This is a genomic window from Sulfuritalea sp. (genome assembly GCF_017302275.1).
Classification (GTDB): domain Bacteria; phylum Pseudomonadota; class Gammaproteobacteria; order Burkholderiales; family Rhodocyclaceae; genus Sulfuritalea.
Genome location: NZ_JAFLDR010000016.1, coordinates 62,138 through 81,074, shown reverse-complemented (window position 1 = coordinate 81,074; position 18,937 = coordinate 62,138). Strand labels below are relative to the sequence as shown.

At 62.8% G+C, this 18,937-nt stretch carries 20 protein-coding genes, 1 tRNA gene and 1 other RNA gene; 19 read left to right on the top strand and 3 right to left on the bottom strand.

What is annotated here, in order from left to right; genetic code table 11:
• Positions 1–4: 4 nt before the first annotated feature.
• The 19 genes from J0M27_RS10865 (at position 5) to J0M27_RS10775 (ending at position 15,751) form a co-directional block, all read left to right on the top strand.
• Positions 5–994, top strand: a complete 990-nt coding sequence (locus J0M27_RS10865; protein ID WP_294991165.1) for a serine/threonine protein kinase — start codon at positions 5–7, stop codon at positions 992–994.
• A gap of 185 nt (positions 995–1,179) precedes the next feature.
• Positions 1,180–1,986, top strand: a complete 807-nt coding sequence (locus tag J0M27_RS10860) for an alpha/beta hydrolase (protein WP_294991163.1) — start codon at positions 1,180–1,182, stop codon at positions 1,984–1,986.
• A gap of 161 nt (positions 1,987–2,147) precedes the next feature.
• Entirely contained in the window at positions 2,148–2,627 is a 480-nt protein-coding gene (locus tag J0M27_RS10855) for a 4Fe-4S dicluster domain-containing protein (protein ID WP_294991161.1), read from the top strand.
• 11 nt (positions 2,628–2,638) lie between these two features.
• Complete coding sequence (locus tag J0M27_RS10850; RefSeq protein ID WP_294991160.1) at positions 2,639–4,489, top strand: aldehyde ferredoxin oxidoreductase family protein; 1,851 nt, start codon at positions 2,639–2,641, stop codon at positions 4,487–4,489.
• Positions 4,490–4,552: 63 nt separating this feature from the next.
• Entirely contained in the window at positions 4,553–5,806 is a 1,254-nt protein-coding gene (locus tag J0M27_RS10845) for an FAD-dependent oxidoreductase (RefSeq protein WP_294991158.1), read from the top strand.
• Positions 5,803–6,057 (top strand): MoaD/ThiS family protein, encoded by a 255-nt coding sequence (locus J0M27_RS10840; RefSeq protein ID WP_294991156.1) that lies wholly within the window; start codon positions 5,803–5,805, stop codon positions 6,055–6,057. Before J0M27_RS10845 ends, J0M27_RS10840 begins: the two co-directional genes overlap by 4 nt.
• Positions 6,054–6,329, top strand: a complete 276-nt coding sequence (locus tag J0M27_RS10835) for a hypothetical protein (RefSeq protein ID WP_294991153.1) — start codon at positions 6,054–6,056, stop codon at positions 6,327–6,329. Before J0M27_RS10840 ends, J0M27_RS10835 begins: the two co-directional genes overlap by 4 nt.
• 90 nt (positions 6,330–6,419) lie before the next feature.
• A complete protein-coding gene (locus tag J0M27_RS10830; protein WP_294991150.1) occupies positions 6,420–6,770 on the top strand; it encodes a hypothetical protein in 351 nt (116 codons plus the stop codon).
• A gap of 125 nt (positions 6,771–6,895) precedes the next feature.
• Positions 6,896–6,994, top strand: an RNA gene (gene ffs, locus J0M27_RS10825) — signal recognition particle sRNA small type.
• Between the two features lie 124 nt (positions 6,995–7,118).
• Entirely contained in the window at positions 7,119–7,661 is a 543-nt protein-coding gene (locus J0M27_RS10820) for a Spy/CpxP family protein refolding chaperone (protein ID WP_294991148.1), read from the top strand.
• Between the two features lie 80 nt (positions 7,662–7,741).
• Positions 7,742–9,364, top strand: a complete 1,623-nt coding sequence (gene dnaX, locus J0M27_RS10815; protein WP_294991146.1) for a DNA polymerase III subunit gamma/tau — start codon at positions 7,742–7,744, stop codon at positions 9,362–9,364.
• Positions 9,365–9,381: 17 nt separating this feature from the next.
• Positions 9,382–9,705: a YbaB/EbfC family nucleoid-associated protein gene (locus tag J0M27_RS10810; protein WP_294991143.1), complete on the top strand. Its 324-nt coding sequence runs from the start codon at positions 9,382–9,384 to the stop codon at positions 9,703–9,705.
• A 96-nt stretch (positions 9,706–9,801) separates the two neighbouring features.
• A complete protein-coding gene (gene recR, locus J0M27_RS10805; RefSeq protein ID WP_294991140.1) occupies positions 9,802–10,416 on the top strand; it encodes a recombination mediator RecR in 615 nt (204 codons plus the stop codon).
• Positions 10,417–10,622: 206 nt separating this feature from the next.
• Positions 10,623–11,834 (top strand): CaiB/BaiF CoA-transferase family protein, encoded by a 1,212-nt coding sequence (locus J0M27_RS10800; protein WP_294991137.1) that lies wholly within the window; start codon positions 10,623–10,625, stop codon positions 11,832–11,834.
• A gap of 147 nt (positions 11,835–11,981) precedes the next feature.
• Positions 11,982–12,575: a ubiquinol-cytochrome c reductase iron-sulfur subunit gene (gene petA, locus J0M27_RS10795; protein WP_294991134.1), complete on the top strand. Its 594-nt coding sequence runs from the start codon at positions 11,982–11,984 to the stop codon at positions 12,573–12,575.
• A gap of 4 nt (positions 12,576–12,579) precedes the next feature.
• Entirely contained in the window at positions 12,580–13,875 is a 1,296-nt protein-coding gene (locus J0M27_RS10790) for a cytochrome bc complex cytochrome b subunit (RefSeq protein ID WP_294991132.1), read from the top strand.
• Positions 13,872–14,582 (top strand): cytochrome c1, encoded by a 711-nt coding sequence (locus tag J0M27_RS10785; RefSeq protein WP_294991130.1) that lies wholly within the window; start codon positions 13,872–13,874, stop codon positions 14,580–14,582. The genes J0M27_RS10790 and J0M27_RS10785 overlap by 4 nt, the downstream gene beginning before the upstream one ends.
• A gap of 109 nt (positions 14,583–14,691) precedes the next feature.
• A complete protein-coding gene (locus J0M27_RS10780; RefSeq protein ID WP_294991183.1) occupies positions 14,692–15,288 on the top strand; it encodes a glutathione S-transferase N-terminal domain-containing protein in 597 nt (198 codons plus the stop codon).
• 46 nt (positions 15,289–15,334) lie between these two features.
• The gene (locus J0M27_RS10775; protein ID WP_294991127.1) at positions 15,335–15,751 is read left to right on the top strand and encodes a ClpXP protease specificity-enhancing factor; all 417 of its coding nucleotides are present in this window, start codon (positions 15,335–15,337) and stop codon (positions 15,749–15,751) included.
• A 33-nt stretch (positions 15,752–15,784) separates the two neighbouring features.
• Here J0M27_RS10775 and J0M27_RS10770 read toward each other — a convergent pair whose 3' ends face one another.
• The 3 genes from J0M27_RS10770 to J0M27_RS10760 form a co-directional block, all read right to left on the bottom strand.
• Positions 15,785–18,085 carry an adenylate/guanylate cyclase domain-containing protein gene (locus J0M27_RS10770; RefSeq protein ID WP_294991122.1) on the bottom strand — a complete coding sequence of 767 codons (2,301 nt, stop codon included), beginning with the start codon at positions 18,083–18,085 and terminating at the stop codon, positions 15,785–15,787.
• Between the two features lie 11 nt (positions 18,086–18,096).
• Complete coding sequence (locus J0M27_RS10765) at positions 18,097–18,756, bottom strand: hypothetical protein (protein ID WP_294991119.1); 660 nt, start codon at positions 18,754–18,756, stop codon at positions 18,097–18,099.
• 31 nt (positions 18,757–18,787) lie between these two features.
• A tRNA-Arg gene (locus J0M27_RS10760) sits at positions 18,788–18,863 on the bottom strand.
• Between the last annotated feature and the right edge of the window lie 74 nt (positions 18,864–18,937).

Sequence of the window (18,937 nt, the reverse complement as noted above, 5' to 3'; positions counted from 1 at the left end):
GGCGATGAGCGCGACCGACACGATTCCCTTTGCCGGCCTGGCGCCGGAGCGCATTCTCGACGCGATCGAGAGCGTGGGTTACCGTTGCGACGGCGCCCTGATGGCGCTCAACAGCTACGAAAACCGCGTCTGGCAGGTCGGCATTGAAGGCGATCGTCCGCTGATCGCCAAGTTCTACCGTCCAGGTCGCTGGAGCGACGGGCAGATCGAAGAGGAGCACGCCTTCTGCGCCGCCATGCTGGCCGACGAACTGCCCGTGGTGGCGCCCCTCGCCATCGGTGGCAAGACGCTGTTTAGTCATGGTGGCTTCCATTTTTCGGTTTTTCCCAAACAAGGCGGACGGGCGCCGGAATTCGCCGAGCCGGCCATCCTGGAATGGATGGGACGGCTCATGGCGCGCATCCACCAGGTCGGAGTACGCGAGGATTTCGCGTTGCGCGAGATGCTGGACTTGCACAGTTTCGGCACGGACTCGCTGGATTGGCTGCTCGCCAACCAGGCACTGCCGCCGGATCTGGAGTCGGTATGGCAGGGCGTCGCCGAGCAGGCGCTGGAAGGCGTTGCTCAATGCTATGCGCGTGCGGGCAAGGTGAAGTTGTTGCGGCTGCATGGCGACTGCCACGCGGGCAACGTGCTATGGACACCGGACGGCCCGCATTTCGTGGATTTCGACGATGCCCGCATGGGGCCCGCGATCCAGGACTTGTGGATGCTGCTATCCGGCGACGCCGAGGAGATGGGCCGCCAGTTCGGCAACGTGCTGGCCGGCTACGAAACCTTCCGCGAGTTCGACGACCGCGAACTTCACCTGATCGAGGCGCTGCGTACCCTGCGCCTGATGCATCATTCGGCCTGGCTGGCACGACGCTGGAACGATCCGGCGTTTCCGGCGGCATTCCCCTGGTTCGCGACCAATCGTTACTGGGAAGAACGCATACTCGAACTGCGCGAGCAGATCGCGATAATGCAGGAGCCTCCGCTGGCGCCCCGGTAAGGAATGAGAGCGTAAATCGCCCTCATCCCTTGCCGAGGGCTCTGTATAAGACCGTCCCCCCCCATCCCCCTTGCGAGGGAAGGGGGCGACGAAATAGGGCGGGCTTTGCCCGCGGAATTGGAGAAGCGAAGATGGAAATGCGTGAAGGAAAAGTGAAGTGTTTGAGTGCCGCAGGCTTTCACCACATGGCTTATGTCGAGTGGGGCGACGCAACGAATCCCCGGGTGCTGGTCTGCGTCCATGGTCTGTCGCGCTGCTCGCGCGATTTCGATTTCCTGGCGCAGGCGATGGCGGCGGACTACCGCGTGGTATGCCCCGACGTGGTGGGGCGCGGGCGCAGCGACTGGCTGCGCAACAAATCCCTCTACGCGCTGCCGCAGTATTGCGCCGACATGACGACGCTGCTGGCGAAGCTCGGCGCGGAGACCGTCGATTGGGTCGGCACCTCGATGGGCGGATTGATCGGCATGGTGCTCGCTTCCCAGCCGGAAACACCGATCCGGCGCCTGGTGCTCAACGATGTCGGCCCGGTAATCACTGCGGCCTCGCTGGAACGCATCGGCACCTACCTCGGCGCCGCGCCGCGCTTCGACGGCATCGAACAGGCCGAGGCCTTCGTGCGCTTCGTTTCGGCCAGTTTCGGCAACTTCGATGACGCCCAGTGGCGCCACCTCACGGTGCACGTCACCCGTGTCGCGGCCGATGGCAAGGTGGAGTTTGCCTATGATCCGGGCATAGCCCAGGCGTTCCGCGAAGTGCAGGCCGCCAGCGGCGGCAAAGATATCGAACTGTGGCCGGCCTATGACGGCATCGCCTGTCCGACGCTGCTGTTGCGTGGTGCGACATCGGACCTGCTGACCCATGAGGCGGCGCTGGAAATGGGCCTTCGCGGACCGCGTGCCCGCCTGGTCGAAGTTCCCGGCGTGGGACATGCGCCGATGCTGATGGATTCCGGGCAGGTCGCTCCGGTGCGGGAGTTTCTCCTGGCCTGATCTTTCCCGTCAGGCCATGCTGCTAAGCAGCATCGAAAGTTTGCATGTCAAAATTTTCCGCGGCCTAGAATAGGCATTCGGTCGCATATACCGGCCCGCGTTTGAGCCAGCTTGGTGCGAGCCGAAAGGCGCTTGCGCCGCAACCAATTACCGGAGGCATCATGCAAAAATCGTTGCACATCGATCCCAACAAATGCACGGGCTGTCTGCAATGCGAGATGGCGTGTTCGTACGAGAACCATGGGGTGTTCAACATCTCCAAGTCGCGGATCAAGGTATTCAATTTCGAGCATGCGGGGCGGAAGGTGCCGTACACCTGCACGCAATGTGCGGAAGCGTGGTGCATGACGGCGTGCCCGGTTGATGCGATCCGGATCGATGGCAAGACGGGGGCGAAGGTCGTGCATGAAGACGTCTGCGTCGGGTGCAAGGTATGCACCATTGCCTGCCCGTTTGGCACGGTGAACTATGTCGTCGCGACCGGCAAGGTGCAGAAATGCGACCTGTGCGGAGGCGAGCCGGCCTGTGCCGACGCCTGCCCGACGGGTGCCATCACCTACGTCGCTGCCGACTGGACGGGGCTCGACAAGATGCGGGCCTGGGCCGGCAAGACCGACACCCAACCGCGCGCTGGCGCTTAAAGGAGACCGACATGGCCTGGAACAAGAAATTTCTGCGCGTGAATCTGAGCACCGGCAGCTGCAAGACCGAAGCCCTCAACATGGAATGGGCCCAAGAATACCTGGGGCAGCGCGGGCTCGCCACCAAGTATTTCGTTGAAGAAGTCGACCCCAAAGTCGATCCCCTCTCGCCCGACAACAAGCTCATCATGACCACCGGCCCCCTGACCGGCACGGTTGCCTCCACCGGCGGACGCTACTCCGTCGTCACCAAGGGGGCCCTGACCGGCGCCATCGCCTGCTCCAACTCCGGCGGCTACTTTGGCGCCGAACTCAAGTTTGCCGGCTGGGACATGATCATCTTCGAAGGCAAGGCCGCCAAGCCCGTGTATCTCTCCATCGAAGACGACAAGGTCGAACTGCGCGACGCTGCCCACCTGTGGGGCAAGACCGTGTTCCAGACTGAAGAAATCATCAAGAAGAGCCACCAGGACCCGCAGATGCGGATCTGCTCCATCGGTCGCGCCGGCGAGAGCGGCGTCAAGTTCGCCTGCATCGTCAACGATCTGCACCGCGCCGCCGGGCGTTCCGGGGTCGGCACCGTGATGGGAGCCAAGAACCTCAAGGCCGTCGCCGTGCGCGGCACCAAGGGCAGCGGCGGCGCGATCAAGGACCCCAAAGCCTTCATGGCTGCCACCAAGGCCGCCAAGAAAGTCCTCGCCGACAACGCCGTCACCGGGCAGGGCCTGCCGACCTACGGCACCCAGGTCCTGATGAACGTCATCAACGAAATGGGCGCCTTGCCCACGCGCAATCACCGCGATGTGCAGTTCGAGGATGCGCGCAAGATTTCCGGTGAAGCCATGCACGAGAAGCGGCCCACCGACGGCAAGAGCCACCTGGTGACGAATGCCGCCTGCTTTGGCTGCACCATTGCCTGCGGGCGCATCTCCAGGATCGACGAAACCCACTTCAGCGTCGTGAACAAGCCCGAATACTGGGGCGCCTCCGGCGGTCTCGAATACGAAGCCGCCTGGGCGTTGGGCTCGGCCAACGGCGTGGGCGACCTGGAAGCCCTGCAATACGCCAACGTCCTGTGCAACGAAGACGGTTTCGACCCCATCTCCTTCGGTGCCACCGTGGCCGCGGCCATGGAACTCTACGACCTGGGCATCCTGACCAAGGAACAGATCGGCCTCGAAGCCCCCTTCGGTTCCGCGCAGGCCCTGATCACGCTGGCCGAGATGACGGCCAAGGGCGAGGGCTTCGGCAAGGAACTTGGCCTGGGCTCGGCACGCCTGTGCGCCAAGTACGGCCGCCCGGAACTGTCGATGGGCGTCAAGAGCCAGGAATTCCCTGCCTACGACAGCCGCGGCATCCAGGGCATGGGGCTGGCCTACGCCACCTCCAACCGGGGCGCCTGCCACCTGCGTGGCTACACTGTCGCCTCCGAAGTGCTGGGCATCCCGGTCAAGACCGATCCGCTGGTCACCGAAGGCAAGGCCGATCTCGTCAAGGCCTTCCAGGACGCCACCAGCGTATTCGACAGTGCCGGCGTCTGCGTGTTCACCACCTTCGCCTGGACGCTGGCCGACCTGCAACCGCAACTCGACGCCGCCTGCGAAGGCAACTGGACCATGGAAAAGCTGGCGCTCCTGGGCGAGCGCGTATGGAACATGGAACGCGTCTTCAACAACGCCGCCGGCTTCACCGCCAAGGACGACGACCTGCCGCCGCGGCTGAAGAACGAGCCGGCCAAGACCGGTCCGGCCAAGGGTCTGGTCAATGGCGTCGACAAGATGCGACCCGAGTACTACAAGGTGCGTGGCTGGTCGCCCGAAGGCGTGCCGACCAAGGAAACCCTGGATCGCCTCGGCCTGTAACTCCTGCCCCACCCTTCAGGGGATCGGCCCAGCCGGTCCCCTGATCGCTTTCAAGGAAACCCCATGAAACACGTCATCATCGGCAATGGCCCGACCGGACTGGTCGCCGCCGAAACCCTGCGTCGGCTGCAACCCGAGGCCGAGATCGCCCTCATCGGCGACGAGAAGGAACCGCCGTACTCGCGCATGGCGATCCCCTATTTCCTGCACGGTAACATTGCCGAAGTCGGCACCCATTTGAGGAAGGCCCACGACCACTACGCCAAACACGGCATCCACTTGATCGAAGGGCGCGTCACCCGGGTCGATCCCCAGGCCAGGCAGATCGAATTCGCCAGCGGCGACCGGCTGCCCTATGACCGGCTCCTGATCGCCACCGGCTCGCGGCCGATCCTGCCGCCGGTGCCCGGCATCGACCTGCCCAACGTGCACACCTGCTGGACCCTGGAAGACGCCCGGGCGATTGCGGCCAAGGCCAAGCCGGGCAGCCGCGTACTGCAACTGGGCGCCGGCTTCATCGGCTGCATCATCATGGAAGCGCTTGCCGCGCGTGGCGTCACGCTCACCGTCGTCGAAATGGGCGACCGCATGGTACCGCGCATGATGACCCCGACCGCCGGCGCCATGATCAAGACCTGGGTCGAAGGCAAGGGGGTGGCGGTGCATTGCAACACCGGCGTCACCGCGGTGGCGCAAAAAGACGGCGCCCTTGCGGTCACGCTCAGTACCGGCGGCGAACTTACGGCCGACCTGGTCATCTGCGCCGCCGGCGTGCGGCCCAACATCGAATTCCTTGCCGGCAGCGGCATCAGCATGGAGCGCGGGATCCGGGTCGACAACGCGATGCGCACCAGCATCGCCGACATCTATGCCGCCGGCGACGTCACCGAAGCCCCGGGTTTCCATACCGGGCAGCCCGAACTCAACGCCATCCAGCCCAATGCCGTTGACCAGGCGCGCGTCGCCGCGCACAACATGGCCGGTGGCGCCTCCAGCAGCGGCGGCAGTCTGGCGATCAACGTGCTCGACACCCTGGGGCTGATCTCCACCTCCTTCGGCCAGTGGCAGGGCGTGCCGGCCGCCGCGGGCGGGTCCGGCGTGGAACGGGTCGATCCGGCCAGAAACGGCTACCTCTCGCTGCAGTTCAAGGACGACGTGCTGATCGGCGCCACCAGCATCGGCTGGACCGACCATGTCGGCGCCCTGCGCGGCCTGGTGCAGACGCAGGCGCCGCTGGGCCAATGGAAGGCCCGCCTGCTCGCCGACCCGACGCAATTCATGGCCGCCTACCTGGCCACCGCGCAGAAAGCCGCATGAAGGTCACCTTCAAGCTCTTTGCCACGCTCCAGGATTACCTGCCCCCGGAGGGGAGGAAAACCAATGCGTTGAGCCTGGACCTGGCGGAAGCGCCCACGGTCGATCAACTCATCACGCGCTTCAGCCTGCCCGAAAAGCTGGTGCATCTGGTTCTGATCGATGGCAACTTCGTGCCGCCGGCGGAGCGCGCCGGGCGCATATTGCGTGACGGTGAAACACTGGCGATCTGGCCACCCGTAGCGGGCGGATGAGATTCCCGTTTGCCTACGACGCGACAACCACGCGTGACGATTTCGTGCGCCTGTTGCCACTGGCCACCGGCCAGAACGCGATCGACGAAATGGATGGCGGCTTTCGCGGCAGCGGCTGGTCGCTTCGGCTGACTCGCATCGCGCCACTGGAGATCGGCCTTGTGCGGCTCGAACGTCATCGCGTCGAAATCGACTTCGACGGATTGAGCGTGGAGGAGCAGGAACGCTTCATGCAACGCTTCACGCTCTATTACCAGCGCGGCGGTGGTTGACGTCGACTCCGACGTGAAGCATGCCCATGACTTTCGCTGCGAACAGGACTACGCTTTTGGGCAGCAACTAAACCATTCGGGAGCCGGGCCATGAAGAAGAATCTCATTTCCATTGCACTTTTCCTATGTTGGTCGCCGTTGGCAACCGCTCAGGAAACGGCGATCTCCATCGCACCGCAGGGGCTTGCAGGCTTGGATCGGCCCTCGGAAGCCGGACCCACCGGCGGCGGGCGGTATGGTGGCATACGGCTTCCGGAAATCATCAGCGTCGGTGACGTGATTCCTTTTCAGTACCAACGCGATAGCGGGATGGTCTCCGATAGTTTCATGGTAACCGGGATAAAGGTGGAGGCCGGGTGGTGCACGCTTGAGAGCAAAAACAGCAAGGTTCCGGGGGGCATGTCGGAAAAGATGGCTGTAGCTTGCCGGGTTTTGCGCTGATCCTCTGTCGCGCTTCGACCGTGAAGGATCCGTGCTCGTCTGTGCCGAGGCTGTTTCGTTTGCCGCGACAGCGTACTGCCAGGGTTATCAGGGACCGCAATCGAAAGCTGCTAAAATCTTGGTGCGGCGGGTCTCCCCGCATTGCGGGGCGGTGAACCTGGTCAGGTCCGGAAGGAAGCAGCCACAGCCGTTTTCTGCAAGTGCCGGGGGTCAGGCTCGCCGCACCTCCATTTGCGCAGTCATTGTTTGGCAACTTTCCCTTACAAAGATTGCCGCCCGGTCACATCGGGCTTACAGGTCATCGTTCAAATACGTTCTGCCATGAGGCATTCAAGACAGGAGCAGAACATGAACCGGAAGGAACTACTCGTCGCGGGCTTCGTTGCCGCCAGCGCCGCATTTTTTGGCATCGCCCATGCACAGGGTCCGGGATGCGATGGCGAAGGCCGTCCGGGCATGAAGCGCAGTTCGATGCAGAGGGACGGGATGGTCGATCCGGTGGCTCGGGTCGAGCAGCGCCTGAATCGCCTGAAAAGCGAACTCAAGCTGACCCGGCAACAGGAACCGCTGTGGCAGGTTTTCGCTGAGCGGTCGAAGGCTGAAGCCGGCAAGGCCATGCAGGCGATGCGCGAGCGCATGGCGGACGACAAACCGCTCAGCGCACCCGATCGGATGGCGCTGATGCAAAGCAGGATGAAGGAGCGCGTAGCCGCGATGGAAACCGTGAATGAATCCTTCAAGCGCCTCTACGCCGATTTGAGCCCCGAGCAGAAGGCCATGGCGGACAAGCACTTCAGTGCCATGGGCAAGGGCCGTAACGGTCCTGGTCGCGGCGGCCCCAGGGGCGAGGGCCCCGGCGCACCTGTCGGCCACGAAGGACACAAGAGCTAGGCGATTCCAGAGTGGAAAGCGGGGCAGCCTGTTTGCGCGGGCTGCCCCGTTTGCCGTGCACGCCCTGATAAAATCGTCGCATGAGTTATCAGGTCCTCGCCCGCAAGTGGCGCCCCAAGTCCTTCGCCACACTGGTTGGCCAGGAGCACGTGGTACGGGCGCTGACTCATGCGCTGGACCAAAACCGCCTCCACCACGCCTACCTTTTCACCGGGACACGGGGCGTCGGCAAGACCACGCTGGCGCGCATCATGGCCAAGGCCCTGAACTGCGAGACCGGCGTCAGTTCCACGCCATGTGGCAAGTGTTCCGCCTGTGCGGCAATCGACAGCGGTCGCTTCGTCGATTACATCGAACTCGATGCGGCGTCGAACCGCGGGGTGGATGACATGACGCAATTGCTCGAACGCGCCACCTACGCGCCGACCATCGGGCGCTTCAAGGTCTATGTCATTGACGAGGTGCACCAACTTTCCGGCCACGCTTTCAACGCGATGCTGAAGACCCTGGAAGAACCGCCGGAGCATGTCAAGTTCGTCCTCGCCACCACCGACCCGCAGAAGATTCCGGTCACGGTTCTTTCGCGCTGCCTGCAGTTCAACCTGAAGCAGATGCCGCAAACCCAGATTGTCGACCATCTGTCGCGGGTTCTCGAAGCGGAAGGCGTGGCGTTCGAAGTCGCGGCCCTGCGCCACCTGGCCAAAGGCGCGGCCGGAAGCATGCGCGATGCCCTGTCGCTGCTCGACCAGGCCATCGCCCACGGTGCGGGCAGGATCGAGGACGAAGGGGTGCGCGCGATGCTCGGCACCGTCGGTGACGAGCATCTGTTCGCACTGCTCGATGCGCTCGTGGCGCAGGATGTGTCGGCAATGCTCGACGTCGCCAGGCTGATGGATGCGCGCAGCCTGTCCTTCGACGGCGGCCTCCAGGAACTGGCGACCTTGTTTCATCGCATCGCGCTGGCGCAGTTCGCCCCGCAAGCGCTGCTGGACGACGCCGAGCGTGAGCGCCTGACTCCCTATGCTCGCGCCCTCGATGCCGAATACCTGCAACTGGCCTATCAGGTCGCGGTCCATGGTCGCGATGAGCTTGGTCTGGCGCCCGACGAATACGCCGGTTTCGCCATGAGCCTGCTCCGCCTGCATGCCTTCCGTCCGGAGCGCGCGGCTGCGGTTGCCGCGTCCGCGCCGCCGCGTCAATCGACGCCTGTGCCAGTCGCGCCGGCGAAAGCCGCCGTACCGCCAGCGCCGACTCCCGATCCCGCGGCAGCCGCAGGCCAACGGCAAGGCGTGCCAGCGACGCCGCCCGCCGCCACGCCGGTTGCGGGCGAGAACGACTGGCACGCCCTGGTGGCGCAGCTATCGCTGACCGGCATGGCAAGGCAACTGGCCCAGCACTGCGAGCTTGCCGAACGCGGTGATGCCTCGGTTCGCCTCCGTCTGGCGCCACTGCACAAGCACCTGCTGGGCAAGGCGCAGCAGGACAAGCTGCAAAGCGAATTGCAGAACCACTTCGGCCGCCCGCTGCGGCTGGAAATCGACGTTGCCGAACCGGCGGCCGAAACCCCGGCTGAACGCAGCCGCAACGCCCAGCGCGAACGACAGGAAAAGGCCGTGGCCTCGATCGAAAAGGACCCCTTCGTTCGGGAGGTGGTGGACCTGTTCGACGCCAGCATCGACGAATCGACGATCAAACCCGTTTAGTTCAAGGAGCACACAGCATGATGAAGGGTGGCATAGCCGGATTGATGAAGCAGGCCCAGCAGATGCAGGCCAACATGGAGAAGGCGCAGGAACAGTTGGCGCAGATCGAGGTCGAGGGCCAGTCCGGCGCCGGGGCGGTGAAGGTGGTGATGACCTGCAAGCACGACGTCAAGCGCGTCACGATCGATCCGTCGGTGATGGACGACAAGGAGATGCTGGAAGACCTGGTGGCGGCGGCACTCAATGACGCCAACCGGCGCGCCGAAGCAACGACGGCGGAAAAGATGGGTGGCTTCGCGGCCGGGCTCAACCTTCCGCCTGGAATGAAACTTCCGTTCTGAGCTATGTTGCGGCGGACGTGGCCCGTGATTTCTAGCGAGGCGAGCAAATGAGTAGCCCCCGCCACTGGCGGGGGATAGGGGGAGGTTGTAGTTTGGATGAGTTCCTCGAGGCTCAGCGTGGCGTCTAGCCTCGACGAACTGATCGAGGCCTTGCGTTGTCTGCCTGGCGTCGGTCCGAAGTCGGCGCAACGCATGGCCTATCACCTGCTGCAGCGCGACCGCAAAGGCGCCGACCGCCTCGCGCGAGGGCTCGACGCGGCGCTGAAATACCTGCACCACTGTGCTCGCTGCAACAACTTCACCGAGGCCGAAATCTGTGAACGCTGCCTTTCGTCGCGACGCGATGCGACGCAACTGTGCATTGTCGAAATGCCGATCGACGCAATCAGCATGGAGCAGGCCCACGCCTACAACGGCCTCTACTACGTGCTGATGGGCCGGCTCTCGCCGCTCGACGGCATCGGGCCCAAGGAACTGGCCTTCGAACGCCTGTTCTCGCGCGCCGCCGACGGCTTGGTGCGTGAAGTGATTCTCGCCACTAATTTCACCAACGAAGGCGAGGCCACGGCGCATTACCTTTCGGAGCTGCTGCACGCGCGCGGGCTGAAGGTCAGCCGCATCGCGCGCGGTCTGCCGGTGGGCGGGGAACTGGAATTCTCGGACGCCGCGACTGTGGCGCAGGCGCTGCGCGAGCGGCGCGACTTCGTTTGAAAGCTTATGAATAAATCTACTGCGCGTGCCGGATCGGGGCTTGGGCGGTGCTCTTCCGCGGCCGGCTTCGCACAGCCGGCCGGCTGCGGCGGCGCGAAACCCCGCCTCGCCCTCAAATATAACGACATATGTTCCGGTAGCTGCACTCCGGCCGCACCCCGCTGCGGCCCGCTCGCGACGATTTCTTCACAAGCTTTGAGTCTGGATTGAACGCTACCGCCAAGCCACTTGCCGGCGTCAAGGTCATCGAGTTCGGCACACTGATTGCCGGACCGTTCTGCTCGCGCATACTTGGCGAATTCGGCGCCGAGGTGGTCAAGGTCGAGGCGCCGGGGGAGGGTGATCCCTTGCGCAAGTGGCGCAAGCTGTATCCCACCGGCGATGGCGAAACTTCGCTGTGGTGGTTCGTTCAGGCGCGCAACAAGCAATCCCTTGCGCTCAACCTCAAGCATCCGGAAGGCATCGAGATCGCGAAGCGCCTGATTGCCGAGGCCGACATCGTGGTGGAGAATTTTCGGCCAGGCGTCATGGAAAAACTTGGCTTGGGCTGGGAGACGCTATCGACACTCAATCCGGGGCTGGTCATGGTGCGCCTATCCGGATTCGGCCAGACCGGGCCGATGGCGAGCCAACCGGGCTTCGGCGCCATCGGCGAGTCCATGGGTGGCCTGCGCTACGTCACCGGCTTCGCCGACCGGCCGCCGGTCAAGACCGGCATTTCCATAGGCGATTCGATTGCCGCACTGTGGGGTGCCCTGGGAGCGCTCATGGCGCTGCGCCATCGCGAAGTGAAAGGCGGTGGCGGGCAGGTGGTCGATGTAGCGCTCTACGAAGCGGTGTTCGCAATGATGGAAAGCCTGGTACCCGAGTTCGACGTCTTCGGCTTCGTCCGCGAGCGCACCGGCAACGTGATGCCGGGCATCACGCCCTCGAATACGCACACGACCCGGGATGGCAAGCACTTGATCATCGGTGCCAACGGCGACGCGATCTTCAGGCGCCTGATGGGGGCGATTGGTCGCGCCGACCTTGCTGACGATCCGCAGCTTGCCAGCAACGCCGGTCGCGATGCGCGTGCCGTGGAAATCTATGCCGTGATCGACGCCTGGGTGGCGGCGAATGACGAAGAAGCAGTTTTGCGCATTGCAGCACAGGCACAGGTGCCGGCCAGCCGGATTTTTTCGGTGGCGGACATGTTCCGTGATCCCCAGTTTCTCGCTCGCCAGATGCTGGAAAAGGTCCAACTACCTGGTGGAAAAGAGTTTTTGATTCCTGGCATCGTCCCGAAGCTGACCTTGACGCCGGGTGAGACCGAGTGGCTGGGACCGGAGCTTGGCGAGCACACGGAGCTGCTGCTCGGTCGCCTCGGATACTCCCCGGAAGATCTGGTTCAGTTGCGAAACGATGGGGTTATCTAACGGTTTCTAAAGATAAAAATAGCTTGCATCTGTCAACGGTGACAAGTCGGCCCAGTTCGGGGCTTTAATCACGTCGAGAGATTCGCTACAATTGCCGTCTTTCCGAGTTTGCGTTCCAGCATTCTTCAGCATTCAGGGACTAACACCATGAGTTGTGACGAAAAAGTCGATTGCGGGCGACGGCGTCTGCTGGTTGCCACGGCAACCGTGGGCGGAGTGGCCGGCGTGGCAGCTGCGGTGCCCTTCGTGGCCAGCATGCTGCCCTCCGAGCGGGCCAAGGCAGCCGGCGCGCCGGTCGAGGTCGATATCAGCAAGCTAGCGCCCGGTCAGATGATGACCGTGGAGTGGCGCGGAAAGCCGGTCTGGATCATCAATCGCACCAAGGAAATGCTGGACTCCATGGCAAAGATCGGCGATCAGCTGGCCGATCCCAAGTCCGACAAGAACATGCAGCCGGAGTATGCGAAGAACGACACGCGTTCGATCAAGCCGGAAATCCTCGTCGCCGTAGGCATCTGCACCCACCTCGGCTGTTCGCCGACCGAAAAATTCAAGACTGGTGCCGAATCGGGCGTTGATCCCAACTGGCCGGGCGGATTCATCTGCCCCTGTCACGGTTCCACCTTCGACCTCGCCGGTCGTGTCTACAAGAGCAAGCCGGCCCCGGATAACCTGGAAGTTCCGCCGCACATGTACCTTGGCGACGCCAAGCTGATCATTGGCGAAGACAAGAAGGCCTGATGCGATGAGCAAAGTGAACGCACTGCTGCAAGGCACGCTGAACTGGGTCGATGAGCGATTTCCGCTGACGTCGAACTGGAAGGCCCATCTGGCCGAGTACTACGCGCCGAAGAACTTCAACTTCTGGTACTTCTTCGGGTCCCTGGCGATGCTGGTGCTGGTGATCCAGATCGTCACCGGCATCTTTCTCACCATGCACTACAAGCCGGATGCGGCGCTGAACGCCTCGGGCGTGCCCGTCGCCTTCGCCAGCGTCGAGTACATCATGCGCGACGTGTCCTGGGGTTGGCTGATCCGCTACATGCACTCGACCGGAGCCTCGGCGTTCTTCGTTGTCGTGTACCTGCACATGTTTCGCGGCCTGCTTTACGGTTCCTACCGCAAGCCGCGCGAACTGATCTGGCTGTTCGGCATCGGCATCTTCCTGTGCCTGATGGGCGAGGCCTTCTTCGGCTACCTGCTGCCCTGGGGCCAGATGTCCTTCTGGGGCGCCCAGGTCATCGTCAACCTGTTCTCCGCGATCCCGTTGATCGGGCCGGATCTGTCGATTTGGCTGCGCGGCGACTATGTGGTGGGCGACGCGACGCTGAACCGCTTCTTCGCCTTCCATGTCATCGCCATGCCGCTTGTGCTGATCGGCCTGGTCGGGGCGCACATCATCGCCCTGCACGAAGTCGGTTCGAACAACCCGGACGGCATCGAGATCAAGAAGAAGAAGGATGCGAACGGCGTTCCGCTGGACGGCATCCCCTTCCACCCCTACTATTCGGTGAAGGACATCGTCGGCGTCGTGGTCTTCCTCTTCGTCTTTTCGATCGTGGTTTTCTTCATGCCCGAGGGCGGCGGCTATTTTCTCGAATACAACAACTTCTTCCCCGCCGACCCGCTGGTGACGCCGCCGCACATCGCGCCGGTCTGGTACTTCACGCCGTACTACTCCCTGCTGCGCGCCGTGACCTATCCTTTGTTCGGCATCGATGCCAAGTTCTGGGGCGTGGTCGCAATGGGCGCCGGTACCCTGATATTTGCCTTCCTCCCATGGCTTGATCGCAGCCCGGTGAAATCGATCCGCTATCGCGGTCCGATCACCAAGTGGTTGCTCGCGGTCTGGGTCGTCGGCTTCTTCATCCTTGGCTTTCTTGGTACCAAGGATCCGGCCTACAAGTTTTTCGGCTTCATTCCTGGCGCCCCGGTCGCGCAACTGCTCAGTGTGTATTACTTCCTGTTTTTCCTGACGATGCCGATCTGGTCTTCCCTGGATCGCTGCAAGCCGGAACCGGACCGGGTGACGATGAAATGAAGAAATTCCTTACCGCAATCCTGTTCGCGCCGATCCTGGCGTTCGCTGCGGGAGCCACGCTGCACCTCGATAGCGCGCCAGACAAGTCCAATGACATGGCCGCATTGCAGAACGGCGCCAAGATCTTCGTCAATTACTGCCTCAACTGCCATTCCGCGTCCTACATGCGCTACAACCGTCTGCAGGATATTGGCCTTACCGACGCGCAGATCAAGGACAATCTCATGTTCACCGCCGAGAAGGTCGGCGAGCCGATGAAGATCGCCATGCAGCGTGCGGAAGCCAAGGCCTGGTTCGGCGCCGGGCCGCCGGATCTGACCATCATCGCCAGGGCGCGCGCGTCGGAGCACGGCAGTGGCGCCGATTGGCTGTACACCTATCTGCGCACCTTCTACCGCGATGAAAGTCGCCCGACTGGCTGGAACAACGTCGTCTTCGAGAACGTCGGCATGCCGCATGCGCTCTGGGAACTGCAAGGCGAGCAAGTGATGGGCTCCGACCGCAAGCTGGCCCTGGTCAAGCCCGGCAGGATGAAGCCGCAGGAATACGATGCAATGGTCGGTGACCTGGTGGCCTATCTCAAGTACATGGGCGAGCCGGTAGGCGAGTTCCGCAAGAAGCTGGGTGTGATCGTGCTGATTTTCCTGTCCGTGATCTTTGTCTTTGCGTACGCGCTGAAACGCGAGTACTGGAAAGACATCCATTAATTCCACTAACTCTGGTACGCGAATGCAAACTATGGGGCATCGAGAAATGAACGCACCACCGGTCCGCAAAGTGGTGCGTGACGCGGATTACTCGTGGGGCACCAGCGCCATGATGAACCTGTATTCGGGCACCACCTGTCCGTTCAGCCACCGCTGCCGGATCGTCCTCTACGAAAAGCAGATGGACTTCCAGGTGATCGACGTCGACCTGTTCAACAAGCCGGAAGACATCGCCATCATCAACCCGTACAACCGGGTTCCGGTGCTGGTCGATCGCGATCTGGTGCTCTACGAGTCGAACATCATCAACGAGTACATCGACGAGCGCTTTCCGCATCCGCAACTGATGCCGCCGGATCCGCAGACCCGCGCCAAGGCGCGGCAACTGCTATTCACGATGGAACACGAGTTGTTCAGCTACATCGACGCCGTGGAAAAAAACCTGAAATCGGCCGACAAGGCGCGCATGCATATGCGCGATCGCCTGATTGAATTGGCGCCCATGTTCAACAAGCAGAAGTTCCTGCTCGGCGAAGACTTTTCCATGCTCGACGTGGCGATTGCGCCCCTGCTCTGGCGTCTTGACCATTACGCGATCGAGTTGCCGAAGACCGCGGCGCCGTTGATGAAGTATGCCGAACGTATCTTCTCGCGGCAGGGCTTCATCGACGCGCTGACTCCCACGGAAAAGATGATGCGCCGTTGAGGCGCATCTTTTTCGGCGGCCGCCCGGCACGTTCCGGCGCACGTCCATGAAGTCCACCAAACCCTACCTGATCCGCGCCATCCATGAATGGTGTATGGATCAGGGCTTCACGCCTTACCTCGGGGTCAAGGTCGACGGAAGCACGCGCGTACCACGGGAGTTCGTGAAGAATGGCGAGATCGTGCTGAACGTCGGACTCGAAGCGACCCACCAGTTGTCCGTGGGCAACGAGGAGATCACCTTTCAGGCGCGGTTTGGCGGCAAGGCATTCCCGGTCGTGGTTCCCATCGAGCGTGTCGCCGCCATCTATGCCAGCGAAAATGGCGAAGGCATGGCGTTCGAAGTGAGCGAGGTCGTGACGGTCACCCCCGACCCTGCCGCGACCGGCGCGAGCCCGGCAGCGGAGGCCGGCACGCCGACCGAGCGGCCCACCGGCAAGCCTGTCCTCACCCGGGTCAAGTAGGGCGCCGCCCTTTTTTTCCGGGGCTAAGCCCAGTTATTTCGACTCCATCACCCAGACGCCATCCCAGTCATCTCCGGGCGGATTGGCGCGGAAATGGTCGCAGCGCTCGACGTAGATTTTCGCCGCCTTGTCCTGCGTGTTCAGCGCGAGTACTTCACCGAACTCGTTCCTTGCGTCGGTCCATTTCTGCTGCCGGTATTTCATCAGCCCCGACCTGAAATGGCGCAGGGCGTCGGTCATCTGCGGATAGCTCTCGTCGGTGTGGTAGTCGAGCACTTCATAGATCGCCACCGGCCTGGTCTTGCCCTTGACCACCACCAGATCGAGTTCGCGGCTGTAATAGGTGCCGCGCAACTGCTTGTAGGTGAACTCGCTGATCAGAATGTGCGCACCATACTGCTTGCAGGCTGACTCCAGCCGTGCGGCAAGATTCACGCCGTCGCCGATGATGGTGTAGTCCATGCGTTTCTTCGAGCCGATGGTGCCCGACACGACGTTGTCGGTATTGAGGCCGATGCCGATGTCGACGGGCAGCTTGCCCTCGTTGACGCGCAGCTTGTTCCAGTTCCACAGCTCGCGGATCATGGCGATCGAGGTTCGCACCGAGCGGTCGGCATCGTCGTCATGCCCGACCGGGATGCCGAAAGCGGCCATGATCGCGTCGCCGATGAACTTGTCGAGCATGCCTTCCTCGCGCTGGATGCAATCCACCATCAGCGTGAAGTATTCGTTGAGCAGGGCGACCGTGCCCTGTGCGCCAAGCGATTCGGTGATCGTGGTGAAGCCGCGTATGTCGGAGAACAGCACGGTTGCCACGACGTTCTTGCCGCCCAGCGCGTCCACGCCACCGGCCAGCATCTGGTCGGCGATGCCGGGGTCCATCAGGCGCGACATCGTCGAGCGCATGCGCTTTTCGCTGGAGATGTCCTCCAGCATCAGCATCGAGCCCAGGCGCTTCTTCTCCGCCGAGAGCAGGGGCAGGGCGGTCAGGTTCACCGAAAGCTTTTCTTCGCCGACGATGAGTTCCGCTTCCATCGCCAGTTCGGTGGTTTGCGTTTCGCCGACGCGCTTGAGCTTCTCCTGCACCCAGGCATTGCTGCCGGCGAAGAACTCCACAGCCGGCTTTTGCAGGATCTGTGCTGGCGTCACGCGCAGGATGCGCAGGCCGGCGGCATTGCAGGTGGCGATCTTCTCCGCTTCATCGAGCGTGATCACCGCGTTCGACATGGATTCCAGCATTGCCTCGTTGTAGTTTTTCATGTTCTGCACATCGGCGAAAAGCTTGGCGTTCTCCAGTGCGATCGATATCTGCGCGGTGAAGGCGCGCAGCCGCGATTCGTCCTCGCCGGTGAAGGGGCCGCCGCGCTTGTTCAGCACCTGCGTCACCCCGATCACCTTGCCGTGCTTGTTGACGATGGGCACGCAGAGGATGGAGCGCGTGAAATAGCCGGTTTTCTTGTCGAAGGCCGGGTTGAAGCGCAGGTCGGCGTAGGCATACGGAATATTGATCGCCTTGCCCGAGGAAAACACCGCGCCGGCGATGCCGAGGTGGTTGGGCAGGCGGATCTGCACCGACTCCAGGCCCTGGCCGACTTCCGACCACAGTTCGCTGGTCTTTTCGTCGTTGAGGAACAGCGTCGAGCGCTCGGCATTGAGCAGGCGCGTCGCCTCGCCCATGACCTTCTGCAGCAGCGAGCCCAGCTTGATGTCCGCCGTGACTTCGGAAACGACGTCGATGAATTCCATCTCCTGGCGGCGAATGGATTGCATGCGCTCGATGAACTGCGCGCTTTGCAGGGCCAGCGTGCCCTGGCTGGTCATGGCTTCGAGCAGGTTCAGGTCCTGCCTGGTGAACTTTCCGGTGCGCTTGTTGAGCGTCTGCGCGACGCCGATGATCTCGCCCTTCACCGTCTTGATCGGCACGCAAAGGATATTGCGCGTGGTGAAGCCGGTCTGCTCGTCGATCGAACGGTTGAAGCGGTCGTCGGCGTAGGCATCATGGATGATCAGCGCCTCGCCGGCGGTGTACACGTAGCCGGCGACGCCGCTGGTATTCAGGATGCGTATCTCGCGCTGGATGTTGCCCTGCGCCACGCGCGAATACAACTCGTTGGTGTCCGGGTCGTTGAGGAACAGCGAGCCGCGCTCCGCATTCAGTTCGGTGGTGGTCATTTCCACCAGGGCCTGCAACACCTGGTCGAGCGTGCCGTAGCCGGCCATGCGGCGCGTGACCTCGAGCAGCAGTTCGAGGTGGCGCAGGCGACGACGGCCCTCCTGGTCGCGTTCGGCGGTCGTTCGCTTCCGGTGTTCGATGGGCTCGGCGGGATTGTTCATGGTGATCGCCTTCAACTGCGGCGCAAGCTTTCGACCTGGTCGCGCAGGGCCTGGATGGTGATCTGCAGCTGGGAGCCTTCGTCGGCAAAAAGGCTGCGCTCGCGGCTGATGGCATTGGCACGGTCGATCTGTGCCAGCTCGAGGTTTTCGCGCAGGCCGCTGACCGTCTGGCGCAGTTGCGCGATCTCGCCCTGGGCCCCAACCAGCGCGGTGCGTACGGCATTGTCCGTATCGGCCCGCGCCCGCTCCAGTTCGTCGCGCAACGCCGTCGATGTGGCTTTCAGCTGCTGCATTTCGTTGTGCCCGGCGACGCGCTCCTGCTGCACCGCATGGTCGCGCTCGGCGCGCGATCGTTCCAGTTCCTCGCGCAAGGCCGCGGCGGTGGCCCTGAGCATCTGGATTTCCTGGCTGGCGGCGACGCGTTCCTGCTGGACCGCGGTTTCGCGCTCGGTGCGCGCGCCTTCCAGTTCTTCGCGCAGGACACCTACCGTGGTCTTGAGCTGGGCGATTTCGGCCGCATTGGCTTGTGTAACGCGCAACGCCGCCGCATGGATTTCGGCATGCGCCGCTTCGAGTTCCGAGCGCAGCGCGATCACCGTGCGCTTCATGTCGCGGGAATCGGCTTGGGCCAGGATCAACTGCTCTTCGAGGGACGAGAGATCGGCAATCATTGCGCGAATAATACGCCCGACTAAGGTGTTCTGGCGCCCAAGTCAGGAATCGAACCTGAGACCTACCGCTTAGGAGGCGGTCGCTCTATCCACTGAGCTACAAGGGCGCAAGGCCCGAATTCTATAACAGCGCGTATGCCTTCTCCGGGCGGAGGCGGGAGTCGGCGCCTATAATCGCGCT